Below are 23250 nucleotides of genomic sequence, written 5' to 3'. Positions count from 1 at the left end.
GCGACGCCGTGGCGGGACCGCGGAGCCCTCCGCCGTACAGCTCCTAGCAGGCGGCGGCGTCCTCCACCGTCGGCCGCACCGTCAGGACGGTGTCGGCCCCCGTGATCTCCAGGAGCCGCTTCACCTGCGGTGTCGGGCCGGCCAGGCGCAGGTCGGTCGTCCGGTGGGTGAGGATCAGCAGGTTCAGGAAGGCCGAGTCCGCGAAGGTGACGCCGGAGGCGTCCAGGACCACCTTCCGGTGCTTCTCCGCGGCTGTGTCCAGGGCCGTGGCCAGGGGGGCGACGGTCTGCATGTCGTAGGAGCCGCGCGCGACGACGACCCCGACGCCGCGGGCCGCGTACCGCGCCACCGCGGCTCGGTCCGGGCGCCGTCCGTCGGCCTGCCCGCCGCTGACGGCGCAGGCGCCGCGGCTCGTCATGACGGTCTCGTCCAGAGACATCGTCGGCCCTTTCTGTGGTTCCCGCAGTATCCTGCCGCCTGTTACACGAAAAGTATGTCACGCATTGGGTGTCCGGCAATGACGGTCCCTAGAATGCCGTACATGATCGGAGTGCCCGAATCCCACAGAGGCTGGACGTTCGTCACCAACCACGCGCGCGTACTGGCTGCCATCGCCGACGATCCGAATGCCCGGATCCGCGACATCGCCGCCCACTGCAGGCTCACGGAGCGCGCCGTCCAACGGATCATCTCCGACCTCGAACAGGACGGTTACCTCTCCCACACCCGTGACGGGCGCACCAATACGTACCGCATCGAATCGGACAAGGTGCTTCGTCATCCCGCCGAAGCGGGCCTGACCGTGGCCTCCCTGCTCTCCCTGCTCGTCCAGGACGAGGCGCATCGCACCGGAGAGACGGAAGCACGGCCGGACGAAGCCTCTCGCGCCGGTTAGGGCCTGTCCGGCGGACAGGGTCGGACCCCTGGCGAGCGATCCCGAGGTCCAGCAGACGGTCACCGACCGCGTCACCGACGTCGTACTGGCGCGGGTCGACGCGGACGCGTTCGTCGGACAGCCGACGGACGCCGCCGCGGAGCAGGGCGTCCCGCCCCGGCCGGCCGCACTGCCCGGCGATCCGGACGGTCCGATCTCGGACGGTCCCGGGCGATCGGTCGGGAAAGCAGTGGAGGAGGTGGTCGCCGGCGGCGCCTTCGGGACGGTCTGGGCGGACGCCGACCGCGGGGCCCGTTCGGCGCCGGCCAAGGCCCGGACGAGCGGGCCCGACACCGTGGTCGAGCTGAAGGACGACGAGGCCGTCGTCGACCTCGGCCCGGTCGTCGCCCGGGCGAAGGATCGGCTGGTCGAGGTCGGCTTCTCGCCCGCCGCGAAGATCCCGGCCGTCCGCATGGACTTCGTGGTGTTCGCGTCGGATGACGTGGGCGAGTTCAGGACCTGCGTGAGGGCGCTGGAGATCCTCGGCGGCCGACCGCCCGTCATCGCGTTGTCGGCCGCGGCGGCCGGAGAGTACCCGGCGCCCCGCCGGCGGTACGCGGTCGTCGGAGCCGGACTGGCCGTGTTCGCCGCCATGGTCGCCCTCGGAATCGGTCTCACCGCCTTCCGCGACGTCCACCCGGACCGCCTGCCTCCCGGCGCGTTCCGGGCCGCGACGGGAACCGTGTACGACGCGCTGGTGCGGTTCCTGCGCGCCGGCGTGCGGACCCTCGCGGCGATCGCCCCTCCACCGCCGCCGGTGCCCTCCTGCGCGTCCTGGCGACCGCCGCCGTGGTCCTGTTCGCCCGGAGCCACCCGACGACGACGGTCGTGGTGCGGACGGTGGCGGTCGTCCTGCCGGAGCCGCCGTGGGCGGACCTTCCGAACGGATCCGCGGGCCCACGGGCGTGGCTCGCTTGACCGGCCGGACCGGCGCGTGCAGAGTCGGGACGCGGCACCGGGACGGCGCCGCGCCCCCTGTCGGCCGGTCCTTCCCGCACTCGTGGCGGACGGCCCTGACGCCCAGGAGGGACTGGTCCGGTGGTCCTCGACCTGGTGGTGATCGGAACGGCCATCACTCTGGGCCCCCTGCACAACACCGCCTTCATCCTGTTGCTGTTCTCGCGACGAGGCGTCCGCCAGGGCCTGGCGTTCCTGTTGTCGTGGCTGGCCAACCTGGTCGCGGTGATCGCCGTGGTGGTGCTGCTGACCGGCGGTCGGCCTCCCGAGCGTCACAGCACGCCCTCGACCGCCGCGATCGTCGCGAAACTCGTCATCGGCCTGGCGCTGGTGCTGTACGGGGCGTACCGGCACCGCAGGCCGCCCCGCCCGCACGGCCCGTCCCGCTGGACCGCCCGGGTCGACAACGCCTCCCCGGCCACGGCAGCGGGTCTGGCGTGGCTGCTGCAGCCCTGGGGCCTTGTCGCGGCCGGCGCCGCGACCGTCGTCGACGCGGACCTCTCCACCCTCTCCGACTGGCTCGTACTGGCCGGCTACTGCCTTCTCGCGACCCTCAGCCTCATCGTCATGGAGCTGTACGTGGTCCGGGCGCCGGCGGCCGCCGACGCCCGGCTCAACGCCCTGCGGAGCCGGCTGGGCCGACATCAGGAACAACTCGTCGTCGCCCTCTCCCTGGCCGTCGGCGCGTGGCTGACGGCCAGGAGCGTCTACCAGCTCGTCGCTTGACGCCGGGGCCCGTGGGGTCCACCCGTGGGCTTCGGCCGACGCGGCGGGGCGGGTCCCAGCCGCCGACGGGGGCGGCCGGTCGCTCTCCCGGCCGGTACCGGGCCTTCGTCCCCAAGGGCGGGGACGGTCTCCGGGAGGCCGCCGGAATCCTTGACCCGGCGGTTCCGCGGGTGTCGTCGTGCACGAGGACGCGCGGGCCGCGGCGGCACCCGGCGGGCGTACGGCACCCCGCCGCCCGTGCCCTCGGCACCTGGTCCTTCCCGGGGTTCCCTCACGCGGCCCGCGCCCCTCCGCGCGGGCGGCGGGGCGTGAGCGGCGGGCCCGGAGGAAGCAGTTCGGCGGTGGCGAAGGCCGTCACCGCCGCCAGGATCACCACCGGAATCGTCTCGGAGTTGCCGAGCAACAGGACCACCAGGGCCACGCTGCTGACCGGAAGCCGCAACGCGGCGGCCGAGGCCGCGGCCATTCCGGCGGCTGCCCCGGGGACCACCCCGAGGCCCGGCAGCGGCGCGAGCAGCACGCCCGCGGCCGCGCCCAGGAAGAGCACGGGGAAGACCAGTCCGCCGCGGAGACTGCCCAGGCACAGGGCGTACGCGGCACCCTTGAACAGCAGGACCGCCACCAGCGCGCCGACGCCCCAGGCGTGGGGATCGGAGGCGAGTCCGGCCAGCGTCGCCTGGCCCGAGGAGGCGACGTCCGCCGGGGTGCGCCCCGTGACGACCGAGTACAGGGCGGCGCAGCCCCCGGCGGCGACCGCGCAGACCACCGTGCGTACGAAGGGGGAGGCCGCCACGAAGACGGCGGTCAGCCGTCCTCCGACGACCAGCAGGTGCACCAGCGCTCCGACGCCGACCGCCAGCAGGACCGACCACACCACGTCCCCGGTGTCCAGGCGCGGCGGAGCGGTGGGGAAGCCGAGGGAGAGGCTGCCCGTCTCGAGGCCGGTCCAGCGTCCGAAGCCGGTGAACACCACGGCCCCGACGCCACTGGACAGCAGGGCGGGGAGCATGACGACGAACAGTTGAGGACCGCCCACGCCCGCCACTTCGATCAGGAGGACGGCGGCGATGAGCGGATTGCCGAAGATGGCGGAGACGGCCGCCGCCGCACCGGCCGCGCCCAGCAGCGCGGTGCTCTGCGGGGTGGCCGGAGCGCGGACGAGACGCCGGAAGAACAGCGCCAGGCCGCCGCCGAGCGCGATCAGGGGGGCCTCCGGCCCCAGGACGGCGCCGAGCGGCAGGCTCGCGACCGCGGCGACGACCACTCCGGGCAGGGCGGCGGTGGAGGCACCGCCGGCGTGCAGTCCCCCGGCCGGGACGTGCCCGCCCGCGCCGGGCAGCCGGGTCACCACCAGACCCACGACGACCCCCGCGACGGCGAGCAGCGGCAGCGGCCACCAGGCGGGAGGCGAAGCCCAGCCGAGCGCCTCCGGCAGGTCCGCCCACACCACGTGCTCCAGCTCGTGCAGGCCGACGAGGAACCAGAAGGCCGCCAAGGACACGGGGACGCCGATCAGGGCGCTGAAGACCAGGGCCTTGAGGTACGCGGGGGTCCGCAGGAGGGCCCGCAGCCGGTCGGCCTCCGAGGGTTCCTCGGGTCCCGGGGAGGAGGCCGGGACTGTTTTCGACGCGGTCATGGACTTCCGCCCTTCCGGACCTGGGGACGTGGATGCGGAAAGGTCATGGTTCGGGTCCCCCGGCGGAAGAGGAGGACCGGCGCCGCTCCAGCCCGATCCTGACCGCCCCGACGACGGCCTTCGCGATCACCCCCACGAGGACGAGGTCCGCCACCATCTGACACGTGGTCAACGCGCGAGCCGTCTGCGAGACGGGCACGATGTCGCCGAAGCCGACGGTGGCGAAGACGGTCACCGTGAAGTACAGGGCGTCGTTCCTGCTGAGCGGTTCGGAGAAGGACCGCCCTCCCTCTTCCCGCGCGTACAGGAAGTAGGTGCACGAGAACAGCAGCAGGAACAGCGGAACCGCTGTGCTCAAGGTCTCGACGGCGCGCAGCCGCGGGTACGGCGACCTGACGATGCCGACCGCCTGCAGGGCCAGGAGCGCGCCGATCCCCAGCATGCCCAGTACGAGCACGACGACGGTGTGCTGGTCGAGGGTGCTGTCGAGGGGCAGCAGGAAGTAGGCGGTGGTGCTCGTCGCCACCACGACCGCCGAACGCAGGAGGGGCAGGAGGGGGCGGACGCGTGGGGGACGCGGCCGCCGGTCCCGTTCTCCCCCTCGCGGCACGCTCATGTGGGCCGCGACTCTCCGGCGGTCCGTCCGTCCACCGCGCCGCAGGGGGGAGTGCCCGGCCCCGCGCCGGACGCCGTCGTGCCGGGGGGCGCGGCGGACGCCGGCTGCACCGGCTTCGGCTGCACTGCCATGAGGATCTCCTGCGGAACGCTTCACGGGCCGTCGTACCCGGCGGAGCACCCGCCTTCCGTCCAGCAAAAGTGCTTCCGCCGCGTCCCGCTACCGGAGACGAGCCGCATGCCGTCGTCCGGGTGTCGACGCGCCGCGGCGTCGGGGGAGACGCGCCGGGGCCGGCCCTCGGCGCACGGCGGATCGGGGACCGGTCCGGTTCCCGTCCCGGGGGCCCGCGGTGCTCGCGCCTCCGCGTTCCCGCCCCCAGGACCTCACCCGCTGCTTCCCCGCCGCCGTCCCGGGCGCTCCGGGCCCGCAGGCCGGGTGTCAGTACCTCGTCGGCCGGGGAGCGACGCACAGACCCCAGATGACGAGGGCGTCGATCACGATGAGGAGCGACGCCCACCACGGAGTGTGGGGAAGCCACATGAAATTGGCGATCATGCTGAGTCCTGCCAGGCCCACGCCGACCGCCCTGGCCCACGTGGCGCCCTTGTACACGGCGGCGCCGGTGACCGCGACGAGGATGCCCAGGATGAGGTGGATCCATCCCCACCCCGTCAGATCGAGCTCGTAGACGTAGTTACGGGTGGCCAGGAAGACGTCGTCCTTGGCGATGGCCGAAATGCCCGCGAGCAGCGTCATGATGCCGCTGAAGACCATGATGACGGAGGCGAAGACCAGCCAGCCGCTGCTGTGCGTCTCCCCGTGCCGACCGGATGCGCCCGTGTGGGTCGTCATGACAGGCTCTCCTTCCGTCGCTGCCCGCCGTGACCTCCCGTCCGGCGGACCGGATACCTCCAATCTGAGTCCCGGAGCCTCCTGACGCACGTCGGAGGAGGAGCCGTTCCTGCCGCCGTCGGCCCGGCGTGCGAGAAGGGCGCTCTCCGGCCTTCCCGACGACAGCGGGACCGGACAGGGTGCTCCTGTCCGGCCCCGCCACTCGTGTCCGTTCTCCGCCGGGGCCCGTCGTCACGGAAGGGAAGCCCGTGCGGACCGCGGAGCACGGAGCAGGAAGCCGCCCGTCGCCGGCCGCACGGGAAGGAGAACGGGACGCCGCCCGGCGCGTGTACGCGGGCGGACTCGGCTACCTGGCCGTCCGTGCGCGGCCGGCGGTGTCGCGGCCGAGGAGGAAGCCGAGGGCGATCATGCCGATGCCGAGGAAGAAGTGCAGCCAGTTGTCGGCGGTGTTGACGGGGACGAAGTTGGCGGCGCTGTCGTGGTCGATGAACATGCCGTACAGCCACAGCACCAGGTAGACGGCGCCGCCGACGACGAGGTAGTTGCGGGCGGTGCCGGCGCTGCGGGCCAGTGCCAGACCGGCGACGCCGAAGAGGAGGTGGACGATGTTGTGCAGGACGGACACCTGGAAGATGCCCAGGAGCTTGGCCTCGGAGTGGTGGGCGGCGAACTCCATGGTGTCGTAGTGGGTGGTGACACCCGGGACGAAGCCGAGGACGCCGACGAGGAGGAAGACCGCTCCCACGGCCAGAGCCGCCTGCTGGACCGGTGTTCTGGCGTTGCGGGAGGAAGGGGCGTGCGTCGTCACGACATCTCTTTTCGTTCAGGAGCGAAGGCCGTCCCGGTCGCCCGGTCCGTCATGGCTTCCTGCGGGTGCCCCCGGCTGTGGCGGACATGCCACGCCGGCCCGTGCGAATTCCCTCGCGCCGGCTGGGACCGGTGTCGCGTCACATGAAGGGGCTCACGGAGCGGGCCCGCTCCCACATGCCCGCCACCTGCTGACCGGCGCGCTGCTGCTCGCCGTGCAGGGCGTTGAGCACCACCAGGCATCCGGTGAACGCCGGCACCGCCCACTGGGCCCAGGTCAGCTGTCGGCGGGCCTTGTCCAGGTCGACGGGGTGCTCGGCCGCCTTCTCGGCGTCCTGGGGGTCGGAGGAGGAGGCCAGTTCGACCTTCTTGCCCAGGACACGGGCGTAGGCGGTGGCGGCCAGGGCCGCGGCGGTGACGGCGGTCTTGGCCGCCGTGGAGGCGGCGACGCCCTGCTGGGTGGCGACGCGGTGGGCGTTCACGGCCAGCAGCCCCCCACTGCCGAACAGGTGCGCGGCGATGGCGGCGGCGTTGACCGGCGTCCACTTCGCCCAGCCCGCCGAAGCGATCCGGTCCGTGGCCGCCTCCGTCCCGCCCTCGCTCCGGGCCGCGCCGTTGAGGCCGACCGCGCCCATCAGCGAACCGCCGAACCAGGCGGCCAGGCCCACGTCGTGCAGACTGCGGATGAGCGTGTTGCGTTCGGACATGACCGTGCTCCTTCTGGAAGGTGGGTCGCCCGACACGGGCGTCGGGCGGACGACACCCCACCTTCGTCCGTCCCGGTTGCCGTCGCCATCGCGGTGGGCCGGACGGGTACGGCCGGGGCGCCGGCGGCCGGTGCCGGCCCGGCCGTCGGCGCCCCCGGCCACGACGGCACCGAGGCGCCCGGTCCACGGGCCGGACGCCCGGTTCGAAGACGCGGTCCGGAGCCCGGACCCCGGGACGTCGGCCGCCCCGGCCCGTCACCGTCCGGGGCGGCTCGCCGCGGAGACCCGGGCGGGAGGGCACGGGGTGAGAACAACGTGATTTTCGGGGCAGAGAAACGTGCGGGAACGAGGACGCTGGGAGGCGGACATGACTGACCGGATCGGTTTGGCCGACGTGCTGGCCGCGGCCGAGAACGCCGCGCCCGTGGCCTCGCTGGATGTGGTGGCGCGCTACCTGCGGGAGCGGTTCGACGCGCGTTACGTCTCCTTCCTGTTCGTCGACGTCGTCGGCCGCACGGTGGTGCGGGTCACCGAGGAGACGTCCACGCGGCGGGACCGCAGTACCGAACGGATTCCGCTGGCAGGCAGCGCGTACCACGAGGTCCTGCGCTCGCAGAAGCTGCTGCGGGCCCAGGACGACGACGGAGGGCAGCGGATCCTGGCACCGGTCACCAACCGGGGCGACACGATCGGCGTGCTGGAGCTGTTCCTGCCCGACGCCACCGAAGAGGTGCTGGAGCAGGTGGAGCAGGCCGCGCACGCACTGGCGTACATCATCGTCACCGATCGCCGCTTCACCGACCTCTACCACTGGGGGGAGCGCACCACCGAAGTCAGCCTCGGCGCCGAGATCCAGCGCCAACTGCTGCCCTCCTCACCCTCCGTGGAAGCGGCCGAGTTCTCCCTCGCCTGCGCCCTGGCCCCCGCCGACAGCGTCTCGGGCGACACCTACGACTACACCCTCGACCACGACGTCCTGCACCTGTCGATCACCGACGCCATGGGCCACGACGTGGACGCCGCCCTCATCGCCACCCTCCTGATCAACGCCTCCCGCGGCGCCCGCCGTGCCGGAGCGGATCTGGCCGAACAGGCCCGGCAGACCCACCGGGCCATGCTCACGTACGGCCGGCGCACCTTCGCCACCGGCCTGCTCCTGCGCGTCTCCCTCGACGGCAGCGGCGCGCAGCTCGTCAACGCCGGCCACCTGTGGCCGCTGCGCCTGCGCGGGGACCGGGTCGAGGAGGTCCCCCTGGCCGTCAACCTGCCCTTCGGCGTCGACGCCCCGGCCCCCCACAGGGTGCAGGACCTCGACCTGAGACCCGGCGACCGCCTCGTGCTCTACACCGACGGCGCGCAGGAACGCCGGACCGAGAACGTCGACCTGCCCGGCCTGATCCGCGACACCGCGGGCGAGCGCCCCCGCGAGGTCGTCCGGATCCTGACCGCCGCGGTCACCGACGCCGCCGGAGGCCACCTCCAGGACGACGCCACCGTCGTCTGCCTGGACTGGTACGGCCCCGGCGCCGGGAGGCGGCACGCCGACACCGGCGCCGACGCGTAGGTCTTCGTCCCCGTCGGTCACGGCCCCGTGACGGCCGGTCCCGGGAGCGACCGGCAGAGTGGAACGGCCCCGGGGACTTCGTACGCCCTCGCCTCCCCCGGCCCGCGCGGGCCGGCGACACGTGTCGGGCCCCGTCCGAAGGCGACGCCGTCGCCCTCCGGGCCCGGCCGGAACCAGGGGTCGATCGCGGGTTGTTCGTCCGGATCGGTGCACCACAGCCGCACCCGTCCCCGGGAGGCCCGCCGCGCCGGGTGGCGGGGCGCGGTCGGCCACGCCTCCGTCCAGGATCGCGGCGTCACGGGAGTCGGCGTTCACCCGGCGCGTCCCGGCCCGGAAGCGGGCCGGTCGGCGGTGAGTTCGGCGACCGCGTCGAGCAGGGTGACGCGTTCGATGGCGTCGCTCCCGGTCGCCGGTACGGTGCAGGCGTACGCTCCGGCGACGGCGACGGCGACAGCGCCGTGCAGTGCGCACCGCCGCAGGTCCTCGCCGGCGAGCCGGGCGAAGGAGAAGGCGGCCGCGTACAGGGGAGTTCGGGGGCGTGGACGATTCCGTTGACGCCCGGTCGTCCCGGGACGAGGACGTCGTGGGCGCTGCTCACCGCTGTTCCTCTCGTGCGCGGGCGTTGCCGTCCGCCGCGGATCGCGGCTGGTCTTGCGGCCGTTGCCGGACGCGGCCTCTGCGCAGGTGGCGGGGCCGGGCACGGCGCTCTCCTCTCGCGGGTGCGCGGCGGGTGCGGACGCGGCCCGTGGCTTCCGGGGGAGACCGGAGGTCGTCGCCGCGGATTCCGGCGAGAACGTGAGCAGGACCGGGCCGCTCTCATCGTGGATCGATCGATCCGGCGGATCGTCCGGCAGCGGTGACCCGGGCCTCCGCCGATGCCCGTCCCGGTGCCCGGCGTGCCGGCTCCCACGGCCGGAACCACGGATCGGGCCACGCCTCGGCGGCGGCGAGCAGCGGGTAGAGGGTCGCGCCGTCGAGGCTCTCGCGAATGATGTCGGCATGGCCTCCGTGCCGGGCCGTCTCCTCGATCAGGTGCAGCAGGACCCAGCGGACCGACCACTCCTCGACCTCGGCGGGAAACCAGGGGAGCCCCCGCGGGACTTGAACGGCCTGCCCGAGGTCGGGAACCCCGGCGATGACCGCGTCCGTCCGGTCGGCCGCTTCCGCGTGCGCGGCCAGCGCCCAGGCCAGGGTCTCGTCCGGAGAGAGCCGGAACTCGTCGTCGTCCGGCTCGTCCGCCTTGCGCCGGGGCCCGCTCTCCTCCCCGAGGACGAGGTCCGTCCAGAAGGCCTCGCACCGCGCGGCGTGCTTGATCAGCCCGCCGATGCTCAAGTCACCGACCGGGGACGCCGTGCGGGCCTGTTCGTCGGTGAGGCCGTGGGCGGTGACGCGCAACGCACGCCGCTGGTGCGCGAGATAGGCGGTCAGGGCCGTGCGCTCGTCGCCGGCGGGCGGGGCGAATCCCGGCATGGTGGATCCCTCCGATTGCAAAATCTTGCAGAAAGTTTCGGTCGGACTCTACTGCCGTACCCGGCCGACGTATACCGGTACGGCGATGCCGCCCGGGTGTCGTGCGGATGCCGCGCCGCGAGCGGGAGCCGGCCCTGGATCCTCGCTGCTACCGCGCCGATCCGGGTTTCGGATCCGCGAGTTCGAAACGGTGGTGGCGAGCAGGGGCCGCGCTTGCCTCGCGGCGTGTGCACGGGGGATTCGAAGCGTGCTTCAGTCGGGAAACGCGCAGTGGCCCGTCGTTTCGCGCGAGTGACAGGGCTTTGGCTGAAAGATTATTCATCATCTTGCGCAAGCTTCTGCCGTGCCCCGAGGATGCGGGGCATGGCAAACGACACGAAGCGCATGGCGCGCCCCTTCGCTCTCGCCGCCGTGGTCGCGGCGGGTCTCCTGACGCCCCTGGCCGTCACCCCGTTCGCCGCGGCCGCCGCGCCACCGGCGCCGGACTGCGTGGAGCACTTCCAGAGCTGGCGCTACACCGAGGTCCACAACGGCTGTGCCGACACCGTCTCGGTCACGGTCGAGTACACGAACGGCCAGTGGGCCCCGTGCCGCGTCGTGGAGCCCGGTGGCCGGGTGACCTTCGCCGGTTACGGGACGAACGGCAACTACGTCACCGGGCTGAGGGTCTGCGACCCCGTCCTCGTCACCACCGGCCGCGCCTGAACCTCCGGTGCTTCTCCGGCCGGTGCCGATCGCGAAGCGGGGCGCCCCCGGCGGCGGCATCCCGATCACCGGTGTCGCGCGGCGTGCGCACGCCCCCGTGGCCGGGTCGGCGCCCACCCGGAGCGCGGGGCCGCCGCGCCCGACTCCGGCTCTCCTTCCTGCTCGACCCGTGGAGGCTCGCGCGTCCGGCTTGAGGTGTGGGCACCCGGTCGGGGCTCCGGTGGCCCGATGCGCGGTTGCCGGGGCGGTGCCGGCCCGGTGGAGCGGGAGCGGAACGGTGCGCCGCCGCACAGGAGGGCGGTCGAGGACGCGCCGGTGCAGGGCGCCGGGGCGGCGGCGGTCGAACGGCCGGCGCCGAGCACGGGCGTCCGTCGACGGGTCCTCAGGGCGTGGCGTGGAAGTACCGCACGCAGGTGCGCAGCAGACCGTCGTCCGCGATCGTGAACACGTCCACGAAGCGCTGTTCGGCCGCGGTGCTCTCCGGCGTGACCCGGTGGCCCGTGGCGATCACCGTGCGGTTCTGCGCGACGACCTGGTCCACGACGTGCCGGGCGCCCGGGAGGGCGTGCAGGACGTGGGCGCGCAGTGCGTCGGTGCGGCCGCGGGCCGCCTGCTGGCCCGGGAGTTCGAGGACCATCGCGTCGTGCAGGAGCGAACCGCAGCCGTCGAGGTCGCCGCCGTCCAGGTAGTCGTAGACCAGCCGCACGTGGTCGATGCCCGCGGCGGTCACCAGGTCCCCGCTCCCCGGGTCTCCGGTCGTCATGGTGTCTCGGCTGTTCAACGGTGCCAACCCCTTTCGCCTTCGTCCAGGATTCTGCGGCGACCGCCCAACTCCCCGTTATCGCCTCCCTATCGCGAAGCCGGAATCTTCACAGCATGGACAGGAGCGGGAGAGACGTGGAGACTGTCCTCACATGATCCTGACGTCCCGGCACGGACCGGCACGTTCCGGTGTGGCGCGGTGCGGTTCCGGTGTGTCGTCTCATCTGTTGCGTGGGGGAATCAGTGGCTGCTGCCGACGGCGGGTTAGGGGATCCGGACGTTCCGGGCGGGCCCCGTCTCACCTTCCGGGTCCTCGGGCCGCTCCAGGTGCAGGGCACCGCCGGGCCGCTGCGCGTGCCTCCCGGCCGGCAGGAGGTGATCCTCGCCGCGCTCCTCCTGGAGACCAACAGGGTCGTGAGCACCAGCCAGTTGGTCGACCTCATCTGGGAGGACAATCCGCCGGAGACCGCCAGGACGCAGGTGCAGATCTGCGTCTCCCGGCTGCGGAAGCTGCTCGTCGGCGCGGACGGCGAGGTCACCCTCACGACCCGACCGCCCGGGTACGTGCTCCACACCGGGGCCGGCAACGTCGACGCCGCCCTCTTTACGGGTCTGGTGCAGCGCGCCCGCTCGCTCGGCGAGGGCGGCGACCGCGAGGAGGCGGTTCGGCTCCTGAGATCCGCGGTCACGCTCTGGCAGGGCGACTGCCTCACCGGACTCGACAGCGGCCCGCTCGCCAACGCGGCCCGGCAGCTCAACGAGGAGCGCCTGGCCGCCGTGGAGCTCCGCACCCGGCTCGAACTCGAACTCGGCCACCACGACCGGCTCGTGGGGGAACTCCAGCGGCTCACCCGCGAGCACCCCCTGCGGGAGAAGCTGCACGGTCAGCTCATCCAGGCCCTCTACTGGTCCGGCCGGCAGGCCGAGGCCCTGGAAGCCTTCCGGACCGCCCGCCGCTACCTCGCGGAGGAGCTCGGGCTCGAACCCGGCCGCGAACTGCGCGACCTCGAGGCCGCCATCCTCGCGGGCGAGCTTCCGCCGCCCACCGCGGCGCGCCCCGCCCCGCCGTTCGCACGGGGCGCCACCGCGCCCGGCCCCGAGGCGCCGGACGGGGACCCCGCCGCACTCGACGCGGCGTCGCCCGCGCCCACTGCTGAATCGATTCGCCACGAGACCGTTCCCCATCAGCTCCCCGCCGACATCGCCGACTTCGTCGCCGACGGGCAGCGGCTCGGCACCCTGGAGAAGGCCCTCACAGGCGGCGACGGACGCGGCACCGTCGGCCTCGCCGCCATCACCGGCAAGCCCGGAACCGGCAAGTCGACCCTGGCCGTCCACGTCGCCCACGCCCTCGCCGAGACAGGCTTCCCCGACGGGCAGCTCTACTGCGACCTGCGCGGCACCACCGCCGCCCCGGCCACCCCCGCGGAGGTCCTCGGCCGCTTCCTCCGAGCCCTCGGGATCCCCGGCCAGCTCATCCCCGAATCCCTCGACGAGCGCGCCGAGATGTACCGGACCCGCCTCTCCACGCGGCGCGTCCTCGTCGTCCTCGACGACGCCGCCGGCGAGGGCCAGGTCCTCCCCCTGCTGCCCGGCAGCCGCGGTTGTGCCGTCCTCGTCACCAGCCGCGCCCGCCTCACCGCGCTCCCCGGCGCCCACCGCGTCGAGCTCGACGTCCTCGACGAGGACCGGGCCCTCGAACTCCTCGCCCGCATCGTCGGCGGCGACCGGGTCGCCGCCGAGGCCGCCGCCGCCGAGGCACTGGTCCGCACCGTCGGCCGCCTGCCGCTCGCCCTCCGGATCGTCGCCGCCCGCCTCGCCGCCCGCCCGCACTGGACCCTCGCCTCCATGGTGCAGCGGCTCGCCAACGAGCGGCACCGGCTCGACGAGCTCGCCCACGGCGAGATGACCATGCGCGCCAGCCTCTCCCTCACCTACGAAGGACTCGCCCCCGAGGACGGGGGGCTGCTGCGGCTGCTCAGCATGGCGCAGGCGCCGACGTTCCCGAGCTGGCTCGCCGGCGCGCTCCTCGACGACCACCGCCTCTTCCCGTCCGACCTGATGGAACCGCTGGTCGACGTGCAGATGCTCGACGTCGCCGGCGTCGAGCCCAGCGGCGGCTTCCGCTACCGCTTCCACGAGATCATCCGCGTCTACGCTCGCGAGCGGCTCGCCGCGCAGCACCCGCCGGAGGTCCGCCACGCCGCCTTCGCCCGCATGGCCGGCGGCTGGATGCACCTCGTCGAGGAGGCCCACCGCAGGGTGTACGGAGGTGACTTCACCGTGCTGCACGGCACCGCGCCGCGCTGGCGGCCGCCGTCCCCGTACACCGACGACGCCCTCGCCGACCCGCTCGCCTGGCTCGACGCCGAACAGGCCGCGCTCTGCGGCATGGTCGGGCACGCCACCGAAGAGGGTCTGCACGACCTCAGCTGGGACCTCGCGACCTCGCTCGTCACCCTCTTCGAGGTGCGCGGCCACTACGACCTGTGGGAGTCGACCCACCTCACCGCGCTCGCCGCCGTCCGCAAGGCCGGCAACCTCCGCGGGACCGCCGCGATCCGCGCCTCCCTCGGCTCCCTCTACATGAGCCGCAACCAGTACGACACCGCCCGGCAGTCGCTCAACTCCGCCCTCGACGTCTTCCAGGCCCTCGACGAGCCGATGGGCGAGGCGCTCTGCCGTCGTGACATGGCCCTGATCGCCCGGACCAACGGGGACGACGCGGCCGCCCTGGAGCTGTACCGCCGGTCCCTCGCGGACTTCGAACGCGCCGGCGACGTCGTCGGGCGCGCCATCGTCCTCACCCAGAGCGCCCACATCCGCATGAGGCAGGGCGAGACCGACCTCGCCCAGAAGCAGCTCGACGAAGCGCTCGACATCTACGAGGGCATCGGCTACGCCGGCGGCCGGGCCCGCACCCTGCGACGGGTCGGCCAGGTCCTCCTCGAACAGGGCAGGACCGACCTCGCGGTCCTCACCTTCACGGAGGTGCTCGAACTCTGCCGGGACTCGGGCGACGTCATCGGCGAAGGACACCTGCTGCGCGACCTCGGCCACGCCTTCGCCATGATGGGGCGGCCGGACCGGGCCCGCGACTTCTACGACCGCGCGGTCTCCTCGCGGGAGCAGGTCATGGATTTCAGCGGTGGCGCGCTGGCGCGCCTGGACCTCGCGCGGCTGCTGACGGACGAGCCGGGACGTTCGCGGGAACTGCTGGTGCCGGCGGTCGAGGTGTTCCGCGAGCGGCGGATGACACGGGAACTCGCGGAGGCGGAGCGGCTGCTCGGCGCCCGCTGAACGCCTCCGCGTGGAGGTCGGCGGGGCGGACGGGCCCGGCGGAGTGCCGGGCGGGGAGCGCCGTGGGCCGGTGCCCGTGACGGGAACGGGAGCGTGCGGGCCGATGCCTGCGGGACCTCGGGGCGGGATCGGTGGCCGACGGGATTCCGGGCGTCGGGTCTGACGCGCGGGCGTGTCGCGGGGGTGCGCCGGGACGTGCTCACGACCCTGCCCGAGGGGGAGTGGGGTCGAGCGGGGGTGGCGCCTGGAACGTCTCGACCGCGGAGGCCGCGGGCGGCGCGTCGGGTCGCGCCGCGCTTCCGGTCCGGGATGGTCCGGGACGGACGGTCCGGGACCGCGGGGACGTCAGTCCCAGGGGTTGTTGTCGGTGGTGGGGCTGGGGGTCGGGGCGGGGGCGGAGGACGTGGCCGGGGTGCCGGTGGCCGGGGCCGGGTCGTCGGCCCAGCTCGTCTGGAGGCCGAAGCCGGTCACCAGGACGACCAGGGCGGTGGTGACGGCGGCGCGGAGGGCGGTGCGGGCGGCGGCGGTCTTCTTCTGCATGGGACTCTCCGTCTCGTCTCGTGTTCCGTGCGGGCCCTTCGCGGGTCCCTTCCGGGCTTCGTCCGGGGCTGTCGTTTCCTTCTGGACACCAAGCTACGAAGGGGCGGATTCACCGCACCGCCCGCTGCCCTATCGCCTCGCTATCACCGCACCGCCTCCGCCCGCACCGGGACGCGGACCGCTATCACGGACCGCCGGACGGCCTTTCACCGCTATCTCCGTGACCCCTTCCGGACGCCCCCGGCACGGTTAGTGACGCGATGCCCCGTCGATAGGCGCCCCCCGGAACCTGGTGCCAGAAGACGGCGAGGAGCCGCCGCCTCCGGCCCCGACCAGGCCGGGCGCCCGGTCCCGCCCCCACCTGACCAGCGGGAGCACTCCATGACGACAGGTCTCTCCCCCGAGGGCACGTCGACGGCCACCGCCGCGATCGGCGCCCTCATCCGCGGACACCGCCTCCGCATCGGGCTCACCCAGCGCGAACTCGCGGATTTCTCCACCATCAGCGTCCGCGCCATCCGCGACCTGGAGAAGGGGAAGGCCCTCCGGCCCCGCGCCGACACCGTCCGGCTGATAGCCGACGGCCTCCGCCTCGGCCCCCGCGCCCGCGCCGCCCTCGAAGACGCGGCGAGACGGGGCCCCCAGGGCGGAGCCGGCCGCCACCAGCTCCTGGAACGGTGCGCGCCCCCCGTCCCGCTGCACCCGATGATCGGCCGGCAGGCCGAGGCCACCGTCCTCGCCGAGGAACTGCGCTCCGGCGCCGAGCGCCTGATCACCGTGGTCGGACTCAGCGGCGTCGGCAAGACCAGGCTCGCCCTGGAGACCGCCGCCCGCCTCCACGACGCCGGCCTCCCCGTCCTCTGGCACACCGCCCCCGGCGCGGCCTCCGACTGCCTGCCCCACGACGGCGACCCGCTCGCCGCCCTCGCCACCACCTGCGCCGCCCACCTGCGCCTCCCGGACCGCCCCGCCGCCCCTCCGCACGCGACGGAGTCCGGTACGCAGCACCTCCACGGTCCCGAGGCCGCCGCCGACACCCCGTACGGCTTCGGCGGCCGGGACGCGCAGCCGCCCGCGGAACTGCTCGCCGCCCTCGGGGACCGCGACGCGCTCCTCGTCCTCGACGGGGCGGACTGCGCGCGCCTCGACTTCGCCCGGCTGAGCAGGCTGCTGCGCGAACTGCCCGGTCTCCGCGTCCTCGTCACCGCCGACGCCCCCTGGGACGTGCCCGGCGAGCGCCTCTTCCTCCTCGCGCCGCTGGACGCCCCGCGCCCCGACGGCACGCCGTCCGCCGACGCGCCCGCCGTACGGTTCCTCCTCAGCCGGATCCGCCGTGCGCGGCCCGACATCGTCGCGGACGAGCGGAGCCTCGGCGACGTCGCCCGCGTCGCGCACGGGCTCGACGGGCACCCCCTCGCCCTCGCCGCTGCCGCGTCCTGGCTCACCGTCTGCGACCTGCCCACCCTCCGGGGCATCGTCGAGACGGACCCGGCCCCGCTCCTGGACCACCTCTCCGACGGCACCTCCGGCTCGCACCTCCGCGACGGCGTCGTCCGTGCCCTCGACGGCCTGCCGGCCGGCCCCCGGGACCTCGTCGCCCGGCTGTGCGCCGCGGAAGACGCCGACTTCGACCTGGACGAGGTGGTCCGGCTCACCGGCACCCGCCCCCGCCGCCCCGGCCGCCGCCCCCACCGCCCCGGCCGCCGTCGCCGCCTCCGCTGCCGCCTGACTGCCGCAGCGCCGCCGATCCGCTGCCTTACCGCCGGAGCAACTGCCGCTCCGGGCACCCGCGGACGGGTTGTATGGCCACTGCCGGCCGATCGCCACGAGCCGACCGGCCGGCCGGACGGAACCCGGCCGGACCCGCCCGGAGATCCCCGGGCGGGTCCGCCGGGCCGCTCCACCGCCCGGGACTGCGATCCGCCCGAAGGATCCCGCCCGACCCCGACCGACCCAGCTCCACGCCGATCCACGCCGATCCACCCCGATCCGCCGGGCGGCCCCCGCCGACCCGCTCCCGCCCGGCCCCCCCGGCCGACCCCGTACGCATCCGGTGCCGTCGGCACCCCCGCCCGACGTGACCCCACAGGAGCCTTCATGCCGTTCGACACGCCCGTCGCACCCGCACCGGCCGCCGTGCGGCTGCCGCTCTCGGTGGCCCAGCGGGACATCTGGACGGCCCACCTCCTGGACCCGACCGGCGTCAAGTACAACGTCGGCGAGTGCCGGGAGATCAACGGCCCGGTCGACCCGGAGCTCATGGCGGCCGCCTGGCGGCGGCTGGTCGACGAGGCCGACTTCCTGCGGATCCGGGGCTTCGAGGAGGACGGCGAGGAGGTCCGGCAGCTGCTCGACCCCGACGCGGGCGACCGCACGCTGCCGTTCCACGACGTCAGCGCCGCGGACGACCCGGAGGCGGCCGCCTGGCGGCTGATCGACGGCCTCATCGGCGCGCCCTTCGACCTCACCGGCGAGGCCCCCGTCCGCTGCGCGCTCGTCAAGCTGGCCGAGGACCGCTTCTTCTACTTCTACGGCTTCCACCACCTGGTCGTCGACGGCGTCGGCGTCGCCATGGCCCTCGCCCGGCTCGTCGAACTGTACGAGCGGGCCGTCGCCGGCGAGCCCTGGGGCGACTCCCCGTTCGGCTCCCTCGCCGAACTCCTCGCGGAGGACGCCGCCTACCGCTCCTCCGCCGACGCGGCCGCCGACCTCGCCGCCTGGCGCGACCACCTCGCCGGCGCCCCCGACGCCCCCACCGGACTCGTCAGGGGCCGCGACCGCGCGCCCGCCGCCCACGGCGCCCTGCCGTTCTCCCGCCGCAGCGTCCGCGTGAGCGCCGCCGACGCGGAACGCCTCCGCACCGCCGCCCGCGCCGAGCGGGTGAACTGGTCCGTCTTCCTCATCGCCCTGTTCGGCGTCTACCTGCACCGCGTCACCGCCCGCGACGAACTCGTCCTCGCCCTCCCGGTCACCGGCCGCACCACCCGTGCCGCCCGCAACACCCCCGGCATGGCGTCCAACATCGTCCCGCTCCGGCTGCGTATCCGCCCCGACGACACCTTCGGCGAGCTGCTGCGCGCCACGGCCGCCGCGGTCAAGCACGGGCTGCGCCACCAGCGGACCCGCTACGAGGACCTCCGCCGGGACGCCGGCGCGGACCGCCGGCTCGCCTCGCCCGTCCTCAACATCATGGGCTTCCACGCCGACCTGACCGTCGGCGGCCACCCCACGGTCAACCACAACGTCTCCAACGGCCCGGTCGACGATTTGAACGTCGCCGTCCTCGACCTCGGCGCCGCCCACGGCCTCCGCATCGACTTCGACACCCCCGTCGAGGGCGTCGCCCCCGTCCTCACCGCGACCCACCAGGACCGCTTCGCCGCCTTCGTCACCGCCGTCCTCGCCGCGGAGGAGGCCCCCGGCGTCCGCCGGGTCGCCGACCTGGACGTCCTCCGCCCCGAGGAGCGCACCCTCCTCACCCGTGACTGGGCGGGACCGGTCGCGGTGCCCACCGAGACGACCCTGGTCGCCCGCTTCGAGGAGCGGGTACGGCTCCACCCGGACCGCACCGCCCTCGTCGACGCGGACGGTGCCGTCACGTACGCCGCGCTCGACGCCGCCGCGAACCGGCTCGCCCGTCGTCTCGCCGACCGGGGCCTGGGCCGTGGGCAGCTCGCCGGCGTCCTCCTGGAGCGCGGCGTCCCCTTCTCCGTCGCTCTCATCGCCGTCCTCAAGACGGGCGCCGCCCACGTCCTCCTGGACCCCGACTTCCCCGACGAGCGCCTCCGCTCGGCCGCCGCCGACGCCGGCATCACCCACCTCGTCACCCGCCCCGGCCTCGCGGACCGCCTCACGGGTACCTGGACCACCCACACGGACCCCGCCGGCGCCGACGCGGCCGCCGCCCCGGACGCGCGGCCCGGCCCCGACACCGAACCCGGTCCGGGCGTCCGCATCAGCCCCGACGACCCCGCCTGCCTCATGTTCACCTCGGGATCGACCGGCCGCCCCAAGGCGATCCTGTCCTCGCACCGCAACCTGGTCGCCACCCTCCTCGGCCAGCCCTGTCTCCCCACCGGCACCGACCAGGTCTGGCTCCAGAGCTCGCCGGTCTCCTGGGACGCGTTCAGCCTGGAGTTCTGGGGCGCCCTCCTGCACGGCGGCACCGCCGTCCTCCAGCCCGGCCAGAAGCCCGAACCCGCCCTCGTCGCCGAGCTCGCCCGTCGCCACGGCGTCACCACGCTCCTGCTCTCCGCGACGCTCTTCAACTACCTGACCGACGAGCACCCCGAGGCCTTCGAGACCGTCACCACCGCCTTCACCGTCGGCGAGGCCGCCTCCCCGGCCCACGTCCACAAGCTCCAGCGGCTCAAGCCCGGCATCACCGTCCTCAACGGGTACGGCCCCGCCGAGGTGATGATCTTCGCCACCACGCACGCCGTCGAGCCCGCCGGGGCGCCGCACGAGGTCGTCCCCGTCGGAGCCCCGCTCGTCAACAAGCCCGCCTACGTCCTCGACCCGTACCTCAACCTCTGCCCGCCCGGCGTCACCGGCGAGCTGTACGTCGGCGGCGAGGGCCTGGCCCACGGCTACCTCGGACGACCGGACCTCACGGCGTCCAGGTTCGTGCCCGACCCCTTCGGCCCCGCCGGCGGACGGCTGTACCGCACCGGCGACCTCGTCCACTTCGACGCCGGAGGCCGCCTCGTCTACGAGGGCCGGGCCGACGACCAGATCAAGATCCGCGGCTTCCGCGTCGAACCCGGCGAGACCCAGGCCGCGCTCCTCACCCACCCCGCCGTCATCCGGGCCGTCGTCACCGTCCACCAGCAGCGCCTGGCCGCGTACCTCGTCCTCGACTCCGGCCCCACCGCCCCCGACACGGACGGCGGCGCCCGCCCGGACACCGCCCTCGGCACGGCCGCGCACGCCGACGCCCACCCCGACCCGGAGGCGTTCCGCCGGTACGTCGCCGATCGCCTGCCCGACCACCTCGTCCCCACCTACGTCACCGTCCTCGACCGCCTTCCCGTCACCCCCAACGGCAAGATCGACAAGCGTGCCCTCCCCGCCCCGGACACCTCCTCCTCCGCCGCCCGGCGTGCCCCGCGCGACCGCACCGAGGCGACCCTCGTCGCCCTCTTCGCGCTCACCCTGGACACGGCGGAGGTCGGCATCGACGACAGCTTCTTCGCCCTCGGCGGGCACTCCCTCCTCGCCGCCCGCCTCACCAACCGCATCGCCGAACTGCTCGGCACCCGCCTGACCATCCGCGACGTCTTCGAGCGGCCCACGGTCGCCGGTCTCGCCGAGCTGATCGCCGGGCGCGGCGGCGCCCCGGTCGCGGAGCTCCTCCCGCTGGTCGCGGGGGAGGCGGAGGGCGGGTTGCCGCCGGCGTCGTTCGCGCAGCGGCGGCTGTGGCTGCTTTCCCAGCTGGACGGGGGCAGCGCGGCGTACAACGTGCCGATGGTGGTCCGGCTGGAGCGCGGTATCGACGCCGACGCCCTGGAGTCCGCCCTCGGCGCCGTGATCGAGAGGCACGCCCCGCTGCGCACCGTCTTCGAGGCCGTCGACGGCGAGCCGTACCAGCGCGTGCGCCCCGCCGAGCGGGCCCGCCTCACGCTGGAGCACGTCGCCGTCACGTCCGACGCCGAGCTGGACGCGGCCCTGGACGAGGCCGCCGGCCGGGTCTTCGACCTGGGGGCCGACCTTCCGATCCGTGCCCGGCTCTTCGAACGCCCCGACGGTTCGGGGGTGTTGTCGCTCGTGTTCCATCACGTCGCGACGGACGGGCTTTCCCACGACGCCTTCTTCACGGATCTGGAGCGTGCTTATGCGGGTGAGGTGCTGGATCCGCCGGCGGTGCGGTACGCGGATTACGCGGTCTGGCAGCGGCGCGTCCTCGGGGCGGCCGACGATCCGGGCTCTCTCCTCGGTCGTGAACTCGCTTATTGGCGGGAGGCGTTGGCCGGTCTTCCGGAGGAGCACGGTCTGACGCTCGACCGCCCGCGTCCGGCTCGGGCCTCGCATCGGGGGTGGGGTTCTTCGTGAACACGTTGGTGCTGCGGACGGACAGTGCGGGTGATCCGACCTTCCGGGACCTCCTCGGCCGCGTGCGTACGGCCGACCTGGACGCGTTCGCGCATCAGGAGGCGCCGTTCGACCTGGTCCTGGAGGCCGTCAACCCGGCCCGGTCGCTCGCTCGGCACCCCCTCTTCCAGATCTGCCTGACGCTGGAGGCCGCCTCTGGCACCCCCGCCGGCGCGGCCCCCGTGTTCGGGACGGTGGAGAAGCGGGGCAACGGATCCGCCAAGTTCGACCTGGAGTTCTTCCTCCGCTCCGAGGACGGCGCCGAGCTGTCCGCCACTGTCCTCTTCGCCGCCGACGTGTTCGACGCGGAGACCGTGCGTCGGATGACCTCCCTCCTCGGCCGGGTATGCCACCAGGTCCTCGACGACCCCGGCACACGCCTCTCGGCCCTGGACGTCCTCACGCCCGGGGAGCGCGCGTTGCTCACCGGGCCCTGGGCCGGTTCCGTCGCCGAGACCGGTGACGCCTCGTTGGTGGTGCGGTTCGAGGAGGCGGCGGCCCGGTTCGCGGAGCGGACGGCTTTGGTGGACGGTGAGCGGAGGGTCTCGTACGCCGAGCTCGACGCCTCTGCGAACCGGCTGGCGCATCTGCTGAGGGCCCACGGCCTGGGCCGGGGTGATCTGGCGGGGGTGCTGCTCGACCGTGGTGCGGACTTCGCGGTGGCGGTGCTGGCGGTGGTGAAGGCGGGAGCGGCGTACACGCTGCTCGACCCCGACTTCCCCGACGAGCGGCTGCGTTCGGCGGCGGAGAACGCGGGCATCTCCCTTCTCCTCACCGTCCCCGCCCACGCCGCACGCGTGGAAGGCGCATGGCCGACGGTCCTGTTCCCGGCCCACGACGACTTGGCGGCCTTTCCGGCCGACACCTCGGAGGACGGTGAGCGGGCAGTCGTACGGGCGGTTCGGTCCGGGCGAGGTGTTCCTGCAGTGCTCGCCGGTGTCGTGGGACGCGTTCAGCGCCCACGTCCAGAAGCTGCAGGCGCAGCGGCCCGGGATCACCGTGGTCAACGGGTACGGGCCGGCCGAGTCCATGGGCTTCACCACCACCCACCTCATGGCGCCCGGCGTCGATCCGAGCCTTCCCGTCCCCATCGGCGTCCCGCTCCTCAACAAGGGCGCCTACGTCCTGGACCCCTGGCTGAACCTGTGCCCGCCCGGCGTCACCGGCGAGCTGTACCTCGCGGGGGAGGGCCTGGCCCACGGCTACCTCGGACGCTCCGACCTGACAGCCAGCCGCTTCGTACCCGACCTGCTCGGCGGCAAGGGCGGACGGCTGTACCGGACCGGTGACCTCGCCCGCTTCGACCGGGAGGGGCGGCTGGTCTACGAGGGCCGGGCCGACGACCAGATCAAGATCCGCGGCTTCCGTGTCGAACCCGGCGAGACCGAAACCGCCCTGCTCACCCACCCCGCCGTCACCCAGGCCGTCGTCACCGTCCACGAGGAACGACTCGCCGCCTACCTCGTCACCGGCGGCACTACCTCGCCGGACGAGATCCGCCGGTACGTCGCCGATCGCCTCCCCGACCACCTCGTCCCCACCCACGTCACCGTCCTCGACCGGCTGCCGCTCACCCCCAACGGC

At 74.1% G+C, this 23250-nt stretch carries 18 protein-coding genes and 1 pseudogene; 9 read left to right on the top strand and 10 right to left on the bottom strand.

Annotation, left to right across the window (positions count from 1 at the left end; all coding sequences use genetic code 11):
- Positions 1-43 precede the first annotated feature (43 nt).
- A complete protein-coding gene (locus OO47_RS27485; protein ID WP_030220238.1) occupies positions 44-439 on the bottom strand; it encodes an STAS domain-containing protein in 396 nt (131 codons plus the stop codon).
- 102 nt (positions 440-541) lie between these two features.
- Between OO47_RS27485 and OO47_RS27480 the strand changes: the two genes are divergently transcribed.
- The 3 genes from OO47_RS27480 (at position 542) to OO47_RS27470 (ending at position 2617) form a co-directional block, all read left to right on the top strand.
- A complete protein-coding gene (locus OO47_RS27480; RefSeq protein ID WP_030220237.1) occupies positions 542-895 on the top strand; it encodes a helix-turn-helix transcriptional regulator in 354 nt (117 codons plus the stop codon).
- 229 nt (positions 896-1124) lie between these two features.
- Positions 1125-1994 (top strand): hypothetical protein, encoded by an 870-nt coding sequence (locus tag OO47_RS33600; protein ID WP_051716281.1) that lies wholly within the window; start codon positions 1125-1127, stop codon positions 1992-1994.
- Positions 1973-2617 carry a GAP family protein gene (locus tag OO47_RS27470; protein WP_030220236.1) on the top strand — a complete coding sequence of 215 codons (645 nt, stop codon included), beginning with the start codon at positions 1973-1975 and terminating at the stop codon, positions 2615-2617. Before OO47_RS33600 ends, OO47_RS27470 begins: the two co-directional genes overlap by 22 nt.
- Before the next feature lie 271 nt (positions 2618-2888).
- On the opposite strand, the gene OO47_RS27465 is transcribed toward OO47_RS27470, so the two are convergent.
- The 5 genes from OO47_RS27465 to OO47_RS27445 form a co-directional block, all read right to left on the bottom strand.
- The gene (locus tag OO47_RS27465; RefSeq protein WP_051716280.1) at positions 2889-4253 is read right to left on the bottom strand and encodes a chloride channel protein; all 1365 of its coding nucleotides are present in this window, start codon (positions 4251-4253) and stop codon (positions 2889-2891) included.
- 43 nt (positions 4254-4296) lie between these two features.
- Positions 4297-4869 (bottom strand): potassium channel family protein, encoded by a 573-nt coding sequence (locus OO47_RS27460; RefSeq protein ID WP_063831942.1) that lies wholly within the window; start codon positions 4867-4869, stop codon positions 4297-4299.
- A gap of 438 nt (positions 4870-5307) precedes the next feature.
- Entirely contained in the window at positions 5308-5721 is a 414-nt protein-coding gene (locus OO47_RS27455; RefSeq protein ID WP_030220233.1) for a DUF7144 family membrane protein, read from the bottom strand.
- A gap of 346 nt (positions 5722-6067) precedes the next feature.
- The gene (locus OO47_RS27450; protein ID WP_030220231.1) at positions 6068-6529 is read right to left on the bottom strand and encodes a DUF4383 domain-containing protein; all 462 of its coding nucleotides are present in this window, start codon (positions 6527-6529) and stop codon (positions 6068-6070) included.
- Positions 6530-6668: 139 nt separating this feature from the next.
- Positions 6669-7235, bottom strand: coding sequence for a hypothetical protein (locus OO47_RS27445; protein ID WP_030220229.1), 567 nt, complete (start codon positions 7233-7235; stop codon positions 6669-6671).
- Between the two features lie 367 nt (positions 7236-7602).
- On the opposite strand from OO47_RS27445, the gene OO47_RS27440 reads away from it, so the two are divergent.
- On the top strand, positions 7603-8799 hold the full coding sequence (locus tag OO47_RS27440; RefSeq protein ID WP_030220226.1) for a PP2C family protein-serine/threonine phosphatase: 1197 nt from the start codon (positions 7603-7605) through the stop codon (positions 8797-8799).
- Positions 8800-9110: 311 nt separating this feature from the next.
- Here OO47_RS27440 and OO47_RS38825 read toward each other — a convergent pair whose 3' ends face one another.
- Together OO47_RS38825 and OO47_RS27430 are read right to left on the bottom strand one after the other, a co-directional pair.
- Complete coding sequence (locus OO47_RS38825) at positions 9111-9500, bottom strand: hypothetical protein (RefSeq protein ID WP_030220221.1); 390 nt, start codon at positions 9498-9500, stop codon at positions 9111-9113.
- Positions 9501-9615: 115 nt separating this feature from the next.
- Positions 9616-10269, bottom strand: coding sequence for a DinB family protein (locus tag OO47_RS27430; protein WP_051716279.1), 654 nt, complete (start codon positions 10267-10269; stop codon positions 9616-9618).
- 363 nt (positions 10270-10632) lie between these two features.
- On the opposite strand from OO47_RS27430, the gene OO47_RS27425 reads away from it, so the two are divergent.
- Positions 10633-10974, top strand: a complete 342-nt coding sequence (locus OO47_RS27425; protein ID WP_234323314.1) for an alpha-amylase — start codon at positions 10633-10635, stop codon at positions 10972-10974.
- 382 nt (positions 10975-11356) lie between these two features.
- Here OO47_RS27425 and OO47_RS27420 read toward each other — a convergent pair whose 3' ends face one another.
- A complete protein-coding gene (locus OO47_RS27420) occupies positions 11357-11737 on the bottom strand; it encodes a nuclear transport factor 2 family protein (protein WP_030220215.1) in 381 nt (126 codons plus the stop codon).
- A 326-nt stretch (positions 11738-12063) separates the two neighbouring features.
- Between OO47_RS27420 and OO47_RS27415 the strand changes: the two genes are divergently transcribed.
- Complete coding sequence (locus OO47_RS27415) at positions 12064-15036, top strand: AfsR/SARP family transcriptional regulator (RefSeq protein ID WP_030220213.1); 2973 nt, start codon at positions 12064-12066, stop codon at positions 15034-15036.
- A gap of 345 nt (positions 15037-15381) precedes the next feature.
- On the opposite strand, the gene OO47_RS27410 is transcribed toward OO47_RS27415, so the two are convergent.
- On the bottom strand, positions 15382-15576 hold the full coding sequence (locus OO47_RS27410; RefSeq protein ID WP_030220211.1) for a hypothetical protein: 195 nt from the start codon (positions 15574-15576) through the stop codon (positions 15382-15384).
- A 381-nt stretch (positions 15577-15957) separates the two neighbouring features.
- Between OO47_RS27410 and OO47_RS33595 the strand changes: the two genes are divergently transcribed.
- The 3 genes and pseudogenes from OO47_RS33595 to OO47_RS38120 all read left to right on the top strand — a co-directional run.
- The gene (locus tag OO47_RS33595; protein ID WP_051736412.1) at positions 15958-21627 is read left to right on the top strand and encodes a non-ribosomal peptide synthetase; all 5670 of its coding nucleotides are present in this window, start codon (positions 15958-15960) and stop codon (positions 21625-21627) included.
- Positions 21612-22406: pseudogene (locus tag OO47_RS38125) on the top strand (AMP-binding protein); the annotation flags it as partial. The gene OO47_RS33595 and the pseudogene OO47_RS38125, both read left to right, overlap by 16 nt.
- A gap of 136 nt (positions 22407-22542) precedes the next feature.
- Positions 22543-23250, top strand: a 708-nt coding sequence (locus OO47_RS38120; RefSeq protein WP_234323313.1) for an AMP-binding protein, incomplete at its 3' end; no start/stop codon positions are given.

The organism is Streptomyces bikiniensis (assembly GCF_000716625.1).
GTDB classification, from domain to species: Bacteria; Actinomycetota; Actinomycetes; order Streptomycetales; family Streptomycetaceae; genus Streptomyces; species Streptomyces bikiniensis.
The sequence above is the reverse complement of the archived record's forward strand: the minus strand, read 5'-3'. Positions and strand labels throughout refer to the sequence as shown.